This is a genomic window from Pseudomonas sp. SO81 (assembly GCF_030374125.1).
In the GTDB taxonomy this organism is placed as follows: Bacteria; Pseudomonadota; Gammaproteobacteria; order Pseudomonadales; family Pseudomonadaceae; genus Aquipseudomonas.
On record NZ_CP126126.1, the window covers coordinates 1,092,912 to 1,108,457 of the forward strand.

Here is a 15,546-nt window from a genome sequence, read left to right on the forward strand (position 1 = left end):
GCGTGGATAGCCCACCCGCTCCCGGCCATCGCCGTGGATAAGCCGACTGTCTCGCGGCTGAAACGGCAGCGCTTCGCCAAATCGTCTATAGAAAAGAGTCGGGACCTTTCAAGGAGGCTGCCATGCGCGGCGACTCGTGGACGCTGTTGATGCTTTCCGTGTTTCTGCTGCCTGGTTGTGGCAGCCTCCTGCCCAGCGAGCAGGCCGAGGTGCTCTCCCCCTTCAACGACTATCTGGACGCCGAGATTCGCTACTCCCAGGCGCAGCCGGGTAAGACCACCCGCTCCGAGCTGTTCTCTCTGGGCTTCGACCCGCTGGCCCAGGGCAACGGCAAGATGCTCTCGTTCATCGACCTGCGCCTGATGTTCGTCCAGCCCAATGTGCCCATCGAGTACCTGCCCGACGGCCTGCTGATGTGCCTGGAGGCTAAAGACCGCTGCATCGGCTATGCCTTCGACTTCAACAAGACCGATACCCAGCGCGTCGGCAACTTCTGGGCCGACGTATTCAACTTCCGCAAGAAACGCGAGCTGCAAGGCTGGGCCTTCCGCGCCGTATTCGTGCTGGTCGACGACACCCTGGTACACAAGGTCAGCAACGGCGAGCCGAACATCCGTCGCTACGAGGTCAAGCGCAATCCGCTCGGCCCGCTCCAAGGCGCCGGCGAGTTCTTTTCCGACCAGTTGAAATGAAGGCTGTTGGGCCACGCACCGCTCTTGGCTAGAATGCCGGCCTTTGTCGCAGCCGACCGATCACCGTGAAACAGCAACCCGACCGCCTCTTCGCCCAGCCCCTGGACCAGGTACCCGACTTCGTCTTCAACGAGGACGTGGCCAAGGTCTTCCCGGACATGATCAAGCGCTCGGTGCCGGGCTACCCGACCATCGTCGAGAACCTCGGCGTGCTGGCCGCCCAGTTCGCCCAGCCGCACAGTGCCCTGTACGACCTCGGCTGTTCCCTCGGAGCCGTGACCCAGGCGCTGCGCCGCCACGTGCGCACCGACGACTGCCGGGTGATCGCGGTGGACAACTCCCATGCCATGGTGGAGCGCTGCTCGGAATACCTGCATGCCCAGGACGCCATGTTCCAGGAGCTGCTGCCGGTCGAGGTGATCGAGGCGGACATCCTCACCCTGGACTTCCAGCCCGCCTCGCTGGTGGCGCTCAACTTCACCCTGCAGTTCGTCGCCCCGGAACAGCGCCTGGAGTTGCTCAGCCGCATCCGCCAGGCCCTGCTGCCAGGCGGCGCGCTGATCCTCTCGGAGAAGCTGCGCTTCGAAGATGCCGCAGAGCAGGCCCTGCTCGGCGAGTTGCACCTGGCCTTCAAGCGCGCCAATGGCTACAGCGAACTGGAGATCGCCCAGAAGCGCAGCGCCATCGAAAACGTGATGAAACCCGACAGCCTGGAACAGCATCGCGAACGCCTGCTGGCCGCCGGCTTCTCCAGGGTCGTGCCCTGGTTCCAGTGCCTCAACTTCGCCTCGCTGATCGCCCTGCCATGATCTTCTCCCGCCTCGACCTCGACGCCCTGCAACAGCAACTGGCCGGCAGTCCGCTGCAGGAGTGGGCCGCCGACCTGCCCGCCCAGCTCGACGCCAAGCTCGCCGTGGGCCATGGCGACCTGGCGCGCTGGTTCGCCGCCGTTGAGTCGCTGCCGGCGCTGACTGTGGGAACAGCCGAGCTACGCAATGCGCTGCGTCTGGACGGCGCCTGCGACGAGACTACCCGCACCGCGCTGAAAACCGCGCTGCAGGGACTGATTCCCTGGCGCAAGGGGCCGTTCGAACTGTTCGGCGTGCATATCGACACCGAATGGCGCTCGGACTGGAAATGGCAGCGGGTCGCGCCGCACCTGGATCTCGCCGGCAAGCGCATCCTCGATGTCGGCTGCGGCAACGGCTATTACATGTGGCGCATGCTCGGCGCCGGTGCCGATGCGGTGATCGGCGTCGATCCCAACTGGCTGTTCCTCAACCAGTTCCTCGCGGTGAAGAACTACCTGCCCGATGCGCCGGCCTGGCACCTGCCGCTGGCCCTGGAGGAGTTGCCGGCGAAGCTGGAAGGCTTCGACACCGTGTTCTCCATGGGCGTGCTGTATCACCGCCGTTCGCCCATCGACCATCTGCTGGAGCTCAAGGACTGCCTGCTCAAGGGCGGCGAACTGGTGCTGGAGACCCTGGTGGTGGAAGGCGACGCCCAGCAGGTGCTGGTGCCCGAGGACCGCTACGCGATGATGCGCAACGTCTGGTTCCTGCCCTCGGTGCCGGCACTGGAACTGTGGCTGCGCCGCGCCGGCTTCGTCGATGTGCGCTGCGTGGATGTCTCCACCACCAGCGTCGAGGAACAACGCAGTACCGACTGGATGCGCTACCAGTCGCTGCCGGAGTTCCTCGACCCGGCCGACCACAGCCGCACCCTCGAAGGCCTGCCGGCACCGACCCGGGCGGTACTGCTGGCGCGCAAGCCCTGAGGGCGGCAACTCAGTCGGCGTAGCCCAGGGCGTCCGCCAGGTTGATCTTGCTGCGCACGAACACGCCGTTGCCACGCCCCACTTCCTTGCCGTCCTCGCCGTAGAGCACGGCCTCGGCGATGAACTGTGACCGGTTGCGGTTGACCACCTTGCCCACCGCCTTGAGCCGGCCGGCGGACACCGGGCGGGGCAGGTAAGTGGTGAAGGCCGTGGTCAGCACGAACACCTCGGGCTCCAGGGAATTGGCGGCGAAGAAGGCGGCATCGTCGAGCAGCTTGAAGTAGACCGAGCCGTGCACCGCGCCGGCGGCATGGAAGAACTTCTCCTCCACCTGGATCTCGATCTCCGCCGCGCCATCACTGACGCGCATGACCGGCTGGTAGAAGGCGTTGACCGGGGCGGCGGCATACATGCTTTGCAGACGCTGATAGTGTTCCTCGGGGCTCATGGCGACTCCGTTATTCTGGGTTCGCCCCACTCTATCGCGCTCTGCAGACGGCGAACTCAGCACGGCCGGACAGCCCGCGAGCATGGCGGAATCGGCCGCTAGACGGCCCTCCGCCTCGCGGATCGTCTCAGACCAGCTCGATGCGGTCGTCGTGAATGCGGATCAGGCCCTGCTTGAACAGCCCGCCGATGGCCTTCTTGAAGTTGCCTTTGCTGACGCTGAAGATTTTGCTGATAGCCTCGGGCGAACTCTTGTCGGACAGCGCCAGGCTGCCGCCGGCTTCGCGCAGGCGCGCCAGGATCTGTTCGGACAGCTCGTCACGGGCCTGCTGGCCGACCTGCTGCAGGCTCAGGCTGATCTTGCCGTCGGCGCGCAGCTCCTTGATGAAGCCCTTTTCCTGGGAGCCACCACGAATGAACTTGAACACTTCGTTCTTGTGGATCAGGCCCCAGTGCTGGCCATTGATGATGGCCTTGAAGCCCAGATCGGTCTGCTCCACCACCAGCAGGTCCACTTCCTGGCCGACCTGATAGTTCGCCGGGGTCTTGTCCAGGTAGCGATCCAGACGCGCGGTGGCGGTGATGCGCCGGCTGCGGTCGAGGTAGACGTGCACCACGCAGTAGTCACCGACCTGCAGCGGGCGCTTCTCCTCGGAATGCGGCATCAGCAGGTCCTTGGACAGGCCCCAGTCGAAGAACAGTCCGATGCGGTTGATATCCACCACCTTGAGGCTGGCGAAACCGCCGACCTGCACCTTGGGCTTCTCGGTGGTGGCGATCAGGCGGTCCTCGCTGTCCAGATAGACGAACACGTTGAGCCAGTCGCCGACCTCGCACGGCTCGCCCTTGGGGATGTAGCGCTTGGGCAGGAGGATCTCGCCGTCGGCATCGCCGTCTAGATAGAGGCCGAAGTCGGCCAGCTTGGCCACCTGCAGAGAGTTGTAGCGCCCGATCAGAGCCATGTTCACCACCCAATTCGAAGAGGCGGGCATTCTACACCCTAGGGCCTGTTGACGTTTTGTCACGGCCGCGACGGTGCCGGCTTTTGCGCGGGGCTAGGCGCGAGACGCGAAGTTTGGTCGCCCAAATGAGACGTCGAGTAACGACGTTCCGCGCAAAAGCCGGCCCGCCCCTACGGGTTGCGCGCCAAATCGCGCCATGCGTCGTTGCGCGACTTGGCAAGGGATCACCATTCCCTGCGTCCCGCGCCTAGCCTGGCGCGATTTGGCGCAGCAACGCGGATCGCGACAAAACGTCAACAGGCCCTATGTGGGAGACAGCCGGTAACATGCGCCACTGGCGTCTAGCACGGGCATGTTTCAGAATCATGGCATCCCGCAACTTCGACCCGCTCCATCTGTCTGAATTACACGGATTCTCGCTGCCCTATCTCAGGAGCTCCTGTGCGCCTTTCCAGTCGCTGGCTGCCGTACCCTGCCGCGTCGCTTTTCGCCCTCGGCCTGCTGTTCGTTGTGCTGCCAATCGCCGCTCGCTACTGGCTAGGCTGGTCGAGCTGGCCGGGCTATGTCTCCGATCTGGGCATCGGCGGGCTGCTCCTGCTGCTGTGCTATCGCCGCCCGCTGCTCGCGGCGCCACTGAGCGCCGCCTGGGCCCTGTTGCTGCTGAGCAATGCCGAGCTGGTCAACGCCGTGGGCCGCATGCCCGAGCCCAGCGACATCAAGTACCTGAGCGATCCGCAGTTCGTCAGCCAGTCCACTCAGGGTAGCGGCCTGCGCTACCCGCTGCTGGCCGGCGCCCTGGTGGTCAGCGTGCTGGCCTGCCTGCTGCTCGGACGCAAGGCCGGACCGAAGATTTCCCGCTACGCCTTCGTGTTGCCGGTCGCCCTGCTGTTCAGCCACGCCATCGACCAGTACATCGAGCCCAGCGAAGACGACCAGTGGCGCCTGTTCAACCTGCCGCACAAGGTGCTGGCCGAAGGCACCAGCCGCGCCCGGGTGGCGGTGGAGGACTGGTACGCCGGCGAGGATTCCGGCCTGCCGCCGGATATCGACGGCCTGAGCAAGCTGGACCTATCCGGCACGCCGCTGCTGCCGGGCGGCGGCAAGGCGCGCAACGTGCTGATCGTGACCCTGGAAGGCATTCCTGGCGCCTACATCGCCAAGAACCGCCAGCTGATCGGCAGCAGCTACCAGGAAGACCTGATGCCGCGCCTGAGCGAATGGGCCGAGCGCAGCATGACCACGCCCGACTACGTGCTACACAGCCACCAGACCATCCGCGGCCTGTACGCCATGCTCTGCGGCGACTACAGCAAGCTGGATTCCGGCACGCCCAAGGGCGTGGAGCTGCTCAACAGCCAGACCCGCAACCTGCAGTGCCTGCCGCACCAGCTGCGCACCATGGGCTTCCGCACCCACTTCCTGCAGGGCGCCGGGCTGCGTTTCATGGCCAAGGACCAGATCATGCCGCACATGGGCTTCCAGCAGACCCATGGCCGCGGCTGGTTCAAGAACAAGCCGTACCTGGAATTCCCCTGGGGCATGGACGACAAGGCCTACTTCGAGGGCGCGCTGAAGTACGTCAAGCAGCTGCGCGGCAACCAGCAGCCGTGGATGCTCACCCTGCTCACCGTCGGCACCCATCAGCCCTATTCCGCGCCCAAGGAATACCTGGATCGCTACCCCACCGCCAAGCAGGCCGCCATCGGCTACCTGGACGATGCGGTTGCGGACTTCCTCGCCGGCCTGGAGAAACAGGGCGTGCTCAAAGACACCCTGGTGATAGTCACTTCGGACGAGTCCCACGGTCTGGAGAACGTGCGCCTGGCCTCGGCCTGGGGCTTCAACCTGGTTCTCGCGCCGGACGGCGACAAGCTGCCCAAGGTCAAACCCGGCGTGTACGGTCATGTCGACCTGACCGCCTCGGTGCTGGACTACTTCGACCTGCCGGTGCCGGACAACATCGCCGGCCGCTCGCTGTTCCGCGACTACGCCACGCCCCGCGAGATCATGTCCTACACCAACGGTCTGCTGCGCCAGCACGATGGCAAGGTGTTCACCGAGTGCAACTTCCAGCAGGTCTGCCGACGCTACGAGAGCACGAGCTTCATCGCCGACCATCCCAAGTACCTGGGCCGTGTCAGCGGCCGCCAGGCACGCCTGGTCAGCCAGCGCGCCGCCCTGCTCGACCAGTCGATTACCGGTGGGCAGATCGGCCAGCGCTATCAGTTTGCCAACCGCGAGCGCATCGACCTCAAGCTCGAGTCGCGTGACGACTGGGCGGACAACCTGATCGGCGCCCAATACCTGGAGATGCCCAAGGGGACCCGCACCCGCGTGACCCTGAAGATCGACGCCGTGCGTCTGGATCGCAGCGGCGCCGCGCTACGCCTGATCACCAAGGAGTTCGATCGCAACAACAGCCTGGTCATTCCGCCGCTGCCGGCGCTCAAGCGCGGCGAGAGCGTCGAGCTGAGCTTCGACTTCGACAACCCGGAAACCCGCAAGGCCTTCTCCTTCCATCTGCTCGGCGAAGGCCGTGGCGCCATCCGCATCAGCGACTTCAGCGTAGTCACCGAGCCGCTGCCGCCGGAGCTGGTGGCCAACCAGGAAGTCGACTCGGCGATGGAGGCGGCGGCCCACTGAGGGCCGCCGCTCTACTACTTCGCTAGCCCCAACCTGACCAGCTTGCCGTCCGGCGCGTCGGTCAGCAGATACAGATAGCCATCCGGCCCCTGGCGCACATCACGGATGCGCCAGCCCTTGTCCTGCAGCAGCCGCTCCTCGTGCCCTACCCTGTCGCCATCCAGCTGCAGGCGGATCAGCGACTGGTCGGCCAGCGCGCCGATAAACAGGTTGTGCCGCCAGGCCGGAAAGCGCTCGGCGGAATAGAAGGCCATACCGGAAACCGCCGGCGACTTCTCCCACACATGCTGCGGCGCCTCGGTGCCGGCCACCTGCTCGCCTTCGGCCTCGGGAATCGGCAACAAGCTGTAGTTGACCCCGTGGGTAGCCAGCGGCCAGCCGTAGTTACGCCCCTTCAGCGGAACATTGATCTCGTCGCCGCCACGCGGGCCGTGCTCGTGCAGCCAGATGGCGCCGCTCCACGGATTGAGCGCCATCCCCTGGGGATTGCGGTGGCCGTAGGACCAGATCTCCGCGCGCGCACCGGGCTTGCCGACGAAGGGGTTGTCCGGCGGCACACTGCCATCCGGGTTCAGCCGCACCAGCTTGCCCTGCAGCTTGTCCAGCTCCTGGGCGGTGGCGCGCTGGTTGTTCTCGCCCAGGCTGATGTACAGAAAACCCTGACGATCGAAGGCCAGGCGCGAGCCAAAATGAATGCCCTCGGACAGCTTGGGCTGCTGGCGGAAGATCACCCGGAAGTCCTGCAGCCCGCGCATGTCCTCGCTCAGCCGCCCTCGGCCGACCGCCGTACCGGCCTTGTCAGCGGACTCGTCCGCCTCGGCGTAGCTCAGGTAGACCAGGCGATCGCGGGCGAAGTCCGGCGACAGCGCTACGTCCAGCAAACCGCCCTGGCCCCGGGCATACACCTGCGGCACCCCGGCCAGGGGCGCCTGCAGGCGGCCCTGGGCATCCAGCCAGCGCAGGCGCCCGGGACGCTCGGTGATCAGGCTGCCCTGGCCATCCGGCAGGAAGGCCAGGCTCCAGGGATGTTCCAGACCGCCCACCACCTCGGTCAGCTGCAATTCGCCCAGTTCGCTGCGCTCGGCCATGGCCGGCGACGCCAACAGCGTGCCCGTGATCAGGATTGCCCATATCCGCCGCATGTTCGTCCTCGCTCTCGCTCTCAACCGGCCTTCGCCCGACCTTTCTTTTAGCCCAATCCCGGTGCGGGCCCCAGGCCGGTTACAATGCCTTTCATTTCCTGATGTGACACCCACTGCCATGACCGAAGCCGAACGCCTGTCGAAACGACTGATCCAGCAGATCTCCTGCTCGCGCCGCGAGGCGGAGCTGTATATCGAGGGCGGCTGGGTCACGGTGGATGGCCAGGTGATCGAGGAGCCGCAGCACCCGGTGCGCGACGAGCAGATCGTGCTGCTGCCCGGCGCCAAGGCCGAGACCCAGCCACCGATCACCCTGTTGCTGCACAAGCCGGTCGGCCTCGGTTGCGGTATGGGCGCCAACTCCACCCAGCAGTTGCTCAGCCATGCCCACCACTGGGCCGAGGACGCCAGCGGCATCCGCCCGCTGCAGCGCCACCTGCGCCGCTTGGAACTGCTCACCCCGCTGGAAACCGACGCCAGCGGCCTGCTGGTGTTCAGTCAAAGCCATGCGGTGGTGCGCCTGTTCAAGGAACAAGGCGCGACGCTGGAGCAGGAATACCTGGTGGAGGTCGCCGGCAGCCTGGACGAAAAAGGCCTCAAGCGCCTGAGCTTCGGCCAGACCTACAAGGGCGTGACGGTGCCGCCGTGCAAGGTCAGTTGGCAGAGCGAGACGCGCCTGCGCTTCGCCATCAAGGCCGTGCAGCCCGGCCAGCTGCGCTTCATGTGCGAAAACGTCGGCCTGCAGGTGCTGGGCATCCGCCGCCTGCGCTTCGGCCGCACCGGCCTGGCCAAGGTGCCGGTCGGCCAGTGGCGCTATCTGGGGCTCAACGAGAAATTCTGATCAATAGTCGGCGTAGCGCTGTTCTATGCGCCGATACTCGCCATTGGCGCGGATGGCCGCCAGGCCACGGTTGAAGCGTTCGCTCTGCGCCGCCAGGCGGAAACCGACGCTGTAGGCAGTCGGCGGGAACAGCATGTACTGGGTCACCGGCTGTGTGGTATCGACCTGCTCGCCGACCTCCCGGTTGAAGTAACGCATGATGCGCGGATCGCCCACCACCACGTCGATGCGCCCGCTGTACAACAGGCGGTTGCGGTTGATCTGCTGGGCCTCCTCGCGGTAGCGCGGGTTGGCCTCGGCCATGGCCTGGAATTCCGGCCCCAGCAGGTGGCGGGCGCGCTGGAAGGTGCTGATCGAGTAGCGCCCCAGGTCGGCGATGCTGGTGATGCGATAGCCCCGCGAGGACAGCGCCAGGGCGACGTTCTGACAATGGATATAGGGCGCCGAGTAGTACGCCGGCAGGCCGCTATAGGCATTGGTGGTGGCGATGCCATCCAGGTCGCCACGCCCCAGGGCCAGGTGCAGCCGCTCCATCGGTGCGTAGCGCACCTCCACCTCGTCGCCGGCGGCGCGCACGGCGGCCACCACTATGTCGTACTCAAGCCCACGGCTCTCGCCCTCGAATACGTAGGGCGGCTTGTGCGTGCCGAAGCCAATGCGCAGCGGCTCTGCCGGGGCGGCGGGAGCCAGCAGCAGAACCAGCCACGGCCAGACGCGTGAAAACATGCGGTCCCCCTTAGCGATGGACCAAGCATAGGTGTTCGCCCATGGCGGGCGCCATCACCCGCGCATATGCAGGGCGATTCATCCCATGGCGGCATCTTGGGTCTAGACTCAGCGCTCTCAGACGATGGAGAACTGCCATGCTCAAAGCCGAATACCAACACCGCGGCAAGGTCCCACAGGACGTGATCGAAGCGGTGGAACTGCAACTGCCGCCGCTGCCTGCCGGCCATGCCCTGGTCAAGGTGCTGGCGGCACCGATCAACCCTTCCGACGTGCTGACCCTGACCGGCGAATACGGCATGCTGCCGCCTCTGCCCGCCATCGGCGGCAACGAGGGCGTCGGTCGCGTCGAAGCGCTGGGCGAAGGCGTGAGCAACGTCAAGGTCGGCCAGACCGTGCTGCTGCCGGTGGGCATCGGTACCTGGGTCACCCACCTGCACGCCCCCGCCGCCAAGCTGATCCCCCTGCCGGACGCCGATCCGCAGCAGCTGGCGATGATGACCATCAACCCGCCGACCGCCTCGCTGCTGCTCAGCGAATTCGTCGACCTCAAGCCGGGCGACTGGGTGATCCAGAACGCCGCCAACTCCGGCGTCGGCGGCTACCTGATCCAGCTGGCCAAGCTGCGCGGCTTCAAGACCATCAACGTGGTGCGTCGCGAGGCCGCGGTAGCCGGGGTCAAGGCCGAGGGCGGTGACGTGGTGCTGCTGGACGGCCCGGACCTGCACAAGCGCGTACGAGAGGCCACCGGTGGTGCGCCGGTGATGCTCGGCATCGACGCCGTGGGTGGCGCGGCCACCGACCACGTGGCGGCCTGCCTGAGCGAGGGCGGCACCCTGGTGAACTATGGCCTGATGAGCGGCGAGCCGTGCCAGGTGTCGGCGGCGTCCTTCGTGTTCCGCGACGTGACCCTGCGTGGCTTCTGGCTGGCCAAGTGGTTCCAGAAGGCCAGCCAAGCCGACCAGTTCCGCGTGTTCGGCGAACTGACCCAGCTGATCGCCAGCGGCAAGCTCAAGGCCCGTGTCGCCGCCACCTACAACATCAGCCAGATCAAGGAAGCCATCGCCGCGGCCGCCGCCGGCGAGCGCGACGGCAAGATTCTGATCGTGCCGTAGTAGGCACCCTCTCCCTCCGGGAGAGGGTCGGGGTGAGGGGGATCATAGGCAACTCGAAGCGGCCTGTATCAGCCCCTCTCCCAAGGGAGAGGGGAGCCTAGTCGTAGACTGGACTCCGAGCGCAGCGACAGTCCGCCGCCCACCGAGCCGTAAAAAACAGGGGGGCCCATCAGGCCCCCTCTTCGTTTCACTCCGCCGCCGGCTTCTTGCGCTTCAGCGGGGCCATGCCGTCCTGGCTGACCAGGCTGGAGGGCGCGGCCTTCGGCGCGTTCGAGCGGCGCTTGGCGGCAGCCGGCTTGTTGGCCGCGCTCTTCTTCGCACCATCCTTCTTGTCGGTCTTTTTCTTCTTCACGCCGACGGCCTTGCCGGATGCCTTGACGTTCTTCGGCCCCTGGTAGCTGCCCTTGAGCTCCTTGATCACCCGGCGCTCGAAGCGCTGCTTGAGGTAGCGCTCGATGCTCGACATCAGGTTCCAGTCGTTATGGCAGATCAGCGATACCGCCAGGCCATCGGCGCCGGCGCGACCGGTGCGGCCGATGCGGTGCACGTACTCATCGCCGGAGCGCGGCATGTCGAAGTTGATCACCAGATCCAGACCCTCGATATCCAGGCCACGGGCCGCCACGTCGGTGGCCACCAGCACCTTGCTGCCACCCTGCTTGAGGCGGTCCATAGCCAGCTTGCGGTCCTTCTGGTCCTTGTCGCCGTGCAGCACGAAGGCCTTGTAGTCGGCCGCCACCAGATGGCCGTACAGGCGGTCGGCCTGCACCCGGGTGTTGGTGAAGACGATGGCCTTGCGGTAGGTCTCGTTGGTCAGCAGCCAGTGCACCAGGCGCTCTTTGTGGCCCGGGTCGTCGGCGGTGATGATCTGCTGGACGGTGGTCTCGCTGAGCTGGTCGACGCTGTTGAGCTTGAGGTGCACCGGCTCGCGCAGCACCTTGGCGATCATCTCGCGCAGCACCTTGCCGCCGCCAGTGGCGGAGAACAGCAGGGTCTGCTGTCGGTTGGCGCATTCGGCGGTGATGCGCTCGATGTCCTCGGCGAAGCCCATGTCGAGCATGCGGTCGGCCTCGTCCAGCACCAGCACCTCGACGCCATTGAGCTTCAGGCTGCCGGCGTTGAGGTGCTCCATCAGGCGACCGGGCGTGGCGATCAGCAGGTCCGGCTGGCGACGCAGTATGGCCGCCTGCTCCTTGAAGTCCTCGCCGCCGGTGACCAGCGCCGACTTGAGGAAGGTGAACTGGGAGAAACGCTCGACTTCCTTGAGGATCTGCTGGGCCAGCTCGCGGGTCGGCAGCAGGATCAGCGAGCGCACGTCGGTGCGCTGCTTGGAGTTGGCATCGCCGAGCAGGCGGTTGAGCAGCGGCAGCAGGAAGGCCGCGGTCTTGCCACTGCCGGTCTGCGCCGTCACCCGCAGGTCACGCCCCTCCAGAGCCGGCGGAATGGCCGCGAGCTGCACCGGCGTCGGCTCGGTGAAGTTCAGCTCGGCGACGGCCTTGAGCAGGCGTTCATGCAGGGCGAATTGGGAAAACACGGGCGACTTACCTCGGCACAGATCGAAAACAGGTTGCATAGGGTAACGGTTGTCGGGGCAAAAGGCCGCATCTGATCGAATTTTGTACAAAACCGTCCGAACGGATAGAATGCGCGCCGCCCGCCATTCCGGCCGGCATGGGTTCCCTAACCCCATCCATTAAAAAGGTAGCTTCCATGCTTCTGCCCCATGCGGCGCACCAGCGTTCGGCCCTGGCCGTGCTGATCGCCTTCCATATCCTCATCATCATCGCCAGCAACTATCTGGTGCAGCTGCCGATCACCCTGTTCGGCTGGCACACCACCTGGGGCGCGTTCAGCTTCCCGTTCATCTTCCTGGCCAGCGACCTGACCGTGCGCCTGCTCGGCAAGAGCCCGGCGCGCCAGGTGATCGCCCGGGTGATGCTGCCCGCCCTGCTCGCCTCCTACGTGGTCTCGGTGCTGTTCCAGGAGGGCGCCTTCCGCGGCCTGGCCGCGCTGGGCGAGTACAACGAGTTCGTCCTGCGCATCTCGGTGGCCAGCTTCCTCGCCTACGTGCTCGGCCAACTGCTCGATATCCAGGTGTTCGACCGTCTGCGCCAGCTGCCGCAGTGGTGGATAGCGCCGACCGCCTCGACCATCCTCGGCAACCTGCTGGACACCTTTGCCTTCTTCTCGGTGGCCTTCTGGCGCAGCGACAATCCCTTCATGGCCGAGCACTGGGTGGAAATCGCCACGGTGGACTACGGGGTCAAGCTGGCCGTGAGCCTGATGCTGTTCGTGCCGCTGTACGGCGTGCTGCTGCGAGCCATACTGCGAGTGCTGGACAACCGAGCCCAGGCGCCGGCCTGAAGGAACATTCAAGCGAGGCGGGGCTCGAATCTGTACACCCTATCGGAGAAGGCGCCATGCCTCGCATCCTGCCGCTTACCCTGCTCGCCGCCGCCCTCGCCCTCGGCCTGAACAACGCCGGCGCCGCACCCAAACACGACAAGCATGACAAGCACGGCGGCGGCGGTGATCCCGACGTCACCGTCGACCTGCGCGGCCCGAGCATCGACATCGGCCGGGTGCGTGTCGTCCTCGGCGACAACCGCAACCTGATCGGCCCCGCCGACTCGCTGCCGCCGGGCATCCGCAAGAACCTGGCACGCGGCAAGCCGCTGCCACCGGGCATCGCCAAGCGCTTCGACAACCGCTTGCTCGGCCAGCTGCCGCACTACGACGGCTACGAGTGGCGCCAGGTCGGTACCGACGTGGTGCTGGTGGCCCTGGCCAGCGGGCTGATCTACGAGATCATCGAGAACGTGCTGGACTGATCGGCGCCGCATGAAGCCGCAACTGCTCTACTACGTGGCCGCCAGCCTGGATGGCTATATCGCCCGCCCGGATGGCGCCGTGGACTGGCTGGAGAGCATCGAGGCCTCTGGCGAGGATCACGGCTACGAAGGCTTCTACCAGAGCATCGATGGTCTGCTGATGGGCCGCGCCACCTACGACATGCTGCGCGGCTTCGGCATCGACTGGCCCTACCCCGGCAAGCCCTGCCTGGTCCTCGCGCGCAATCCGCTGGAGCAGCCGCCGGCCGATGTGCAGGGGCGTCACTGCACCCCGAGCGAGGCCCTGGATGAGCTGGCCACGAGGGGCTGCAAGCGAGTCTGGCTGGTCGGCGGTGGCAGCCTGGCCGGCAACTGCCTGGCCGCCGGTCTGCTCGACGAACTCATAGTGAGCGTTATCCCGCACCTGCTCGGCGCCGGTATCCAGCTGTTCGCCACCGGCCTAGAGCATCGCCTGAGTCTGCAGGCACACCGGGTGTTCCCCAGCGGCGTGACGCAGCTGCACTACCAGGTGCTGGCGGAAGACGCCTGACTAGCCCAGTTGCCGCGCCTGCTTGCGCAACAGGCGCGCGCTGTCCCAGCCGGTGAGCAGCACCGCCAGCCAGATCGGCACATAGGTCCACAGCTGCTGCGGGGCGAAGGCCTCGCCGAGGAACAGCACGGCGACGCCGAACAGCAGCACCGGCTCCACATAACTGAGGATGCCGAACAGCCCCAGCGGCAACAGGCGGCTGGCCGCCATCATGGCGCCGAAGGCCAGGGCGCTGAGCAGGCCCAAGCCGGGCAATAGCCACCACAGCTGCGGCGCCTCGGTGAACACCGCCGGCGGGCCATAGGCATGGATCAGCCAGATGGCCAGCGGCGCCAGCATCAGCATCTCCAGGACGAAGCCGGACAGCGCGTCCAGGCGCATCCAGCGGCGCAGCATGAAGTACGGCGGATAACCGAGGGCGGCGACCAGGGTCACCCAGGAGAAGGCGCGGGTAAGCCACAGTTCGTGCGCCACGCCCAGTAGCGCACAGGCCACGGCGATGCGCTGCAACGGACGCAGGCGCTCGCCGTAAAACAGCCGGCCGACCAGCACCATGGCCAGTGGCAGCAGGAAGTAGCCGAGGGACACATCGAGCATCCTGCCGGCCAGCGGCGCCCAGACGAACAGCAGCCACTGCACGCCCATCAGCGCCGCCGCCAGCGGCAAGGCAGCCAACAGCAGCGGCTCGCGGCGCAGGCGCACGAAGGCGGCGCCGAGCACATCCCATTGCCGGGCCAGCGCCACCAGCAGCAGGACGGCCGGAATCGACCAGAGGATGCGCTGGGCGAATACCTGCAGGCCGTCCAGCGGCGCCAGCTCGCGCACATAGCCGGGAATCAGCACGAACAGCACCGACGCCACCACCGACAGCACCACACCACGACCCGACAACTGCACCGTCGCCTCCGACCACCCGATTCAAGGTGGGGCTATGGCAACACATGCCGTTCAATATTTCAAACACAGTTATGAACAGGCGGATGAGTACAGCTCGGCGAAGTCATGTCGCGCTACGGAAACAGCCGATTGGTTGCGCCTGGCAACGCGCTCGCGGGCTTTCTCGCGGCCAATAAAAAACCGGCCCGCCGGGAGGAGCACCCGTGCGAACCGGTGGATGGGCCGACAAAGCTCGGCCCCAGGGGAGAGTCGGTGAATCAGGCGACCTGAGCCAGTTGCTCACGAGCCTTGGCCAGGCCCTGCTCGGAAAACTCGGCGCCCATGTTCAGGCCTTCGGCATGGACGAACTGCACGTCGTGGATGCCGATGAAGGCCAGGGCCTGGCGCAGGTAGGGTTCCTGGTGATCCAGGCCGCTGCCGGCGTAGATGCCGCCACGGGCGGTCAGCACGACGGCGCGCTTGCCGGTGAGCAGGCCCTGGGGGCCGGTCTCGGTGTACTTGAAGGTGACGCCGGCCCGCAGCACATGGTCCAGCCAGGCTTTCAGGGTGCTGGGGATGGCGAAGTTGTACATCGGCGCAGCCAGTACCAGCACGTCGGCGGCCAGCACTTCGTCGGTCAGCTGGTTGGAGCGGGCGGCAGCGGCCCGCTCGGCATCGCTCTGCTGCTCCGCAGGCTTCATCCAACCGGCGAGCAGGGTTTCGTCCAGGTGCGGTACCGGCTGCTTGGCCAGGTCACGTACGGTCACCTGGTCCTGCGGGTGGGCGGCCTGCCACTGGGCGATGAAGTCGGCGGTCAGCTGGCGGGATACGGAACCTTCCTGGCGGGCGCTGCTTTCGATAACGAGGATGCGGGACATTTGGCTAACTCCATCGGGGTTGTTTGCTTCGATGGAGCGAAGGTTATGGTCAGCCAATAAGATTAA

16 protein-coding genes are annotated in these 15,546 nt (G+C 66.1%); 9 read left to right on the forward strand and 7 right to left on the reverse strand.

The window, feature by feature from the left end:
* Nucleotides 1-122 precede the first annotated feature (122 nt).
* From OH686_RS05255 to cmoB, 3 genes are all read left to right on the forward strand, one after another.
* Nucleotides 123-692 carry a hypothetical protein gene (locus OH686_RS05255; protein WP_289536624.1) on the forward strand — a complete coding sequence of 190 codons (570 nt, stop codon included), beginning with the start codon at nucleotides 123-125 and terminating at the stop codon, nucleotides 690-692.
* 65 nt (nucleotides 693-757) lie between these two features.
* On the forward strand, nucleotides 758-1,501 hold the full coding sequence (gene cmoA / locus OH686_RS05260) for a carboxy-S-adenosyl-L-methionine synthase CmoA (RefSeq protein ID WP_289536626.1): 744 nt from the start codon (nucleotides 758-760) through the stop codon (nucleotides 1,499-1,501).
* A complete protein-coding gene (gene cmoB / locus OH686_RS05265; RefSeq protein WP_289536628.1) occupies nucleotides 1,498-2,469 on the forward strand; it encodes a tRNA 5-methoxyuridine(34)/uridine 5-oxyacetic acid(34) synthase CmoB in 972 nt (323 codons plus the stop codon). The genes cmoA and cmoB overlap by 4 nt, the downstream gene beginning before the upstream one ends.
* A gap of 10 nt (nucleotides 2,470-2,479) precedes the next feature.
* On the opposite strand, the gene OH686_RS05270 is transcribed toward cmoB, so the two are convergent.
* Nucleotides 2,480-2,917 carry a PaaI family thioesterase gene (locus OH686_RS05270; RefSeq protein WP_289536630.1) on the reverse strand — a complete coding sequence of 146 codons (438 nt, stop codon included), beginning with the start codon at nucleotides 2,915-2,917 and terminating at the stop codon, nucleotides 2,480-2,482.
* Between the two features lie 127 nt (nucleotides 2,918-3,044).
* Nucleotides 3,045-3,878 (reverse strand): CvfB family protein, encoded by an 834-nt coding sequence (locus OH686_RS05275; protein WP_289536631.1) that lies wholly within the window; start codon nucleotides 3,876-3,878, stop codon nucleotides 3,045-3,047.
* A gap of 441 nt (nucleotides 3,879-4,319) precedes the next feature.
* Between OH686_RS05275 and OH686_RS05280 the strand changes: the two genes are divergently transcribed.
* Complete coding sequence (locus OH686_RS05280) at nucleotides 4,320-6,521, forward strand: LTA synthase family protein (protein ID WP_289536633.1); 2,202 nt, start codon at nucleotides 4,320-4,322, stop codon at nucleotides 6,519-6,521.
* A gap of 14 nt (nucleotides 6,522-6,535) precedes the next feature.
* On the opposite strand, the gene OH686_RS05285 is transcribed toward OH686_RS05280, so the two are convergent.
* Nucleotides 6,536-7,609, reverse strand: coding sequence for a PQQ-dependent sugar dehydrogenase (locus tag OH686_RS05285; protein ID WP_289538833.1), 1,074 nt, complete (start codon nucleotides 7,607-7,609; stop codon nucleotides 6,536-6,538).
* Between the two features lie 172 nt (nucleotides 7,610-7,781).
* On the opposite strand from OH686_RS05285, the gene OH686_RS05290 reads away from it, so the two are divergent.
* Nucleotides 7,782-8,504: an rRNA pseudouridine synthase gene (locus OH686_RS05290; RefSeq protein WP_289536635.1), complete on the forward strand. Its 723-nt coding sequence runs from the start codon at nucleotides 7,782-7,784 to the stop codon at nucleotides 8,502-8,504.
* Here the strand turns inward: OH686_RS05290 and OH686_RS05295 are convergent, their stop codons facing one another.
* Entirely contained in the window at nucleotides 8,505-9,230 is a 726-nt protein-coding gene (locus OH686_RS05295) for a substrate-binding periplasmic protein (RefSeq protein WP_289536636.1), read from the reverse strand.
* A 137-nt stretch (nucleotides 9,231-9,367) separates the two neighbouring features.
* On the opposite strand from OH686_RS05295, the gene OH686_RS05300 reads away from it, so the two are divergent.
* Entirely contained in the window at nucleotides 9,368-10,345 is a 978-nt protein-coding gene (locus tag OH686_RS05300; protein ID WP_289536637.1) for a zinc-dependent alcohol dehydrogenase family protein, read from the forward strand.
* A gap of 187 nt (nucleotides 10,346-10,532) precedes the next feature.
* On the opposite strand, the gene OH686_RS05305 is transcribed toward OH686_RS05300, so the two are convergent.
* Nucleotides 10,533-11,879, reverse strand: a complete 1,347-nt coding sequence (locus OH686_RS05305) for a DEAD/DEAH box helicase (protein WP_289536638.1) — start codon at nucleotides 11,877-11,879, stop codon at nucleotides 10,533-10,535.
* Nucleotides 11,880-12,055: 176 nt separating this feature from the next.
* Here OH686_RS05305 and OH686_RS05310 point away from each other — a divergent pair, with 176 nt between their 5' ends.
* From OH686_RS05310 to OH686_RS05320, 3 genes are read left to right on the forward strand one after another with little or no spacing between them, the layout of a single operon-like run.
* Nucleotides 12,056-12,709 (forward strand): 7-cyano-7-deazaguanine/7-aminomethyl-7-deazaguanine transporter, encoded by a 654-nt coding sequence (locus tag OH686_RS05310; protein WP_289536639.1) that lies wholly within the window; start codon nucleotides 12,056-12,058, stop codon nucleotides 12,707-12,709.
* A 56-nt stretch (nucleotides 12,710-12,765) separates the two neighbouring features.
* A complete protein-coding gene (locus OH686_RS05315; protein ID WP_289536640.1) occupies nucleotides 12,766-13,176 on the forward strand; it encodes an anti-virulence regulator CigR family protein in 411 nt (136 codons plus the stop codon).
* Nucleotides 13,177-13,186: 10 nt separating this feature from the next.
* Nucleotides 13,187-13,726 carry a dihydrofolate reductase family protein gene (locus tag OH686_RS05320; protein ID WP_289536641.1) on the forward strand — a complete coding sequence of 180 codons (540 nt, stop codon included), beginning with the start codon at nucleotides 13,187-13,189 and terminating at the stop codon, nucleotides 13,724-13,726.
* On the opposite strand, the gene rarD is transcribed toward OH686_RS05320, so the two are convergent.
* Nucleotides 13,727-14,623 (reverse strand): EamA family transporter RarD, encoded by an 897-nt coding sequence (rarD, locus tag OH686_RS05325; RefSeq protein ID WP_289536642.1) that lies wholly within the window; start codon nucleotides 14,621-14,623, stop codon nucleotides 13,727-13,729. It lies immediately after the preceding gene.
* Nucleotides 14,624-14,880: 257 nt separating this feature from the next.
* Nucleotides 14,881-15,480: an FMN-dependent NADH-azoreductase gene (locus OH686_RS05330; RefSeq protein WP_289536643.1), complete on the reverse strand. Its 600-nt coding sequence runs from the start codon at nucleotides 15,478-15,480 to the stop codon at nucleotides 14,881-14,883.
* Between the last annotated feature and the right edge of the window lie 66 nt (nucleotides 15,481-15,546).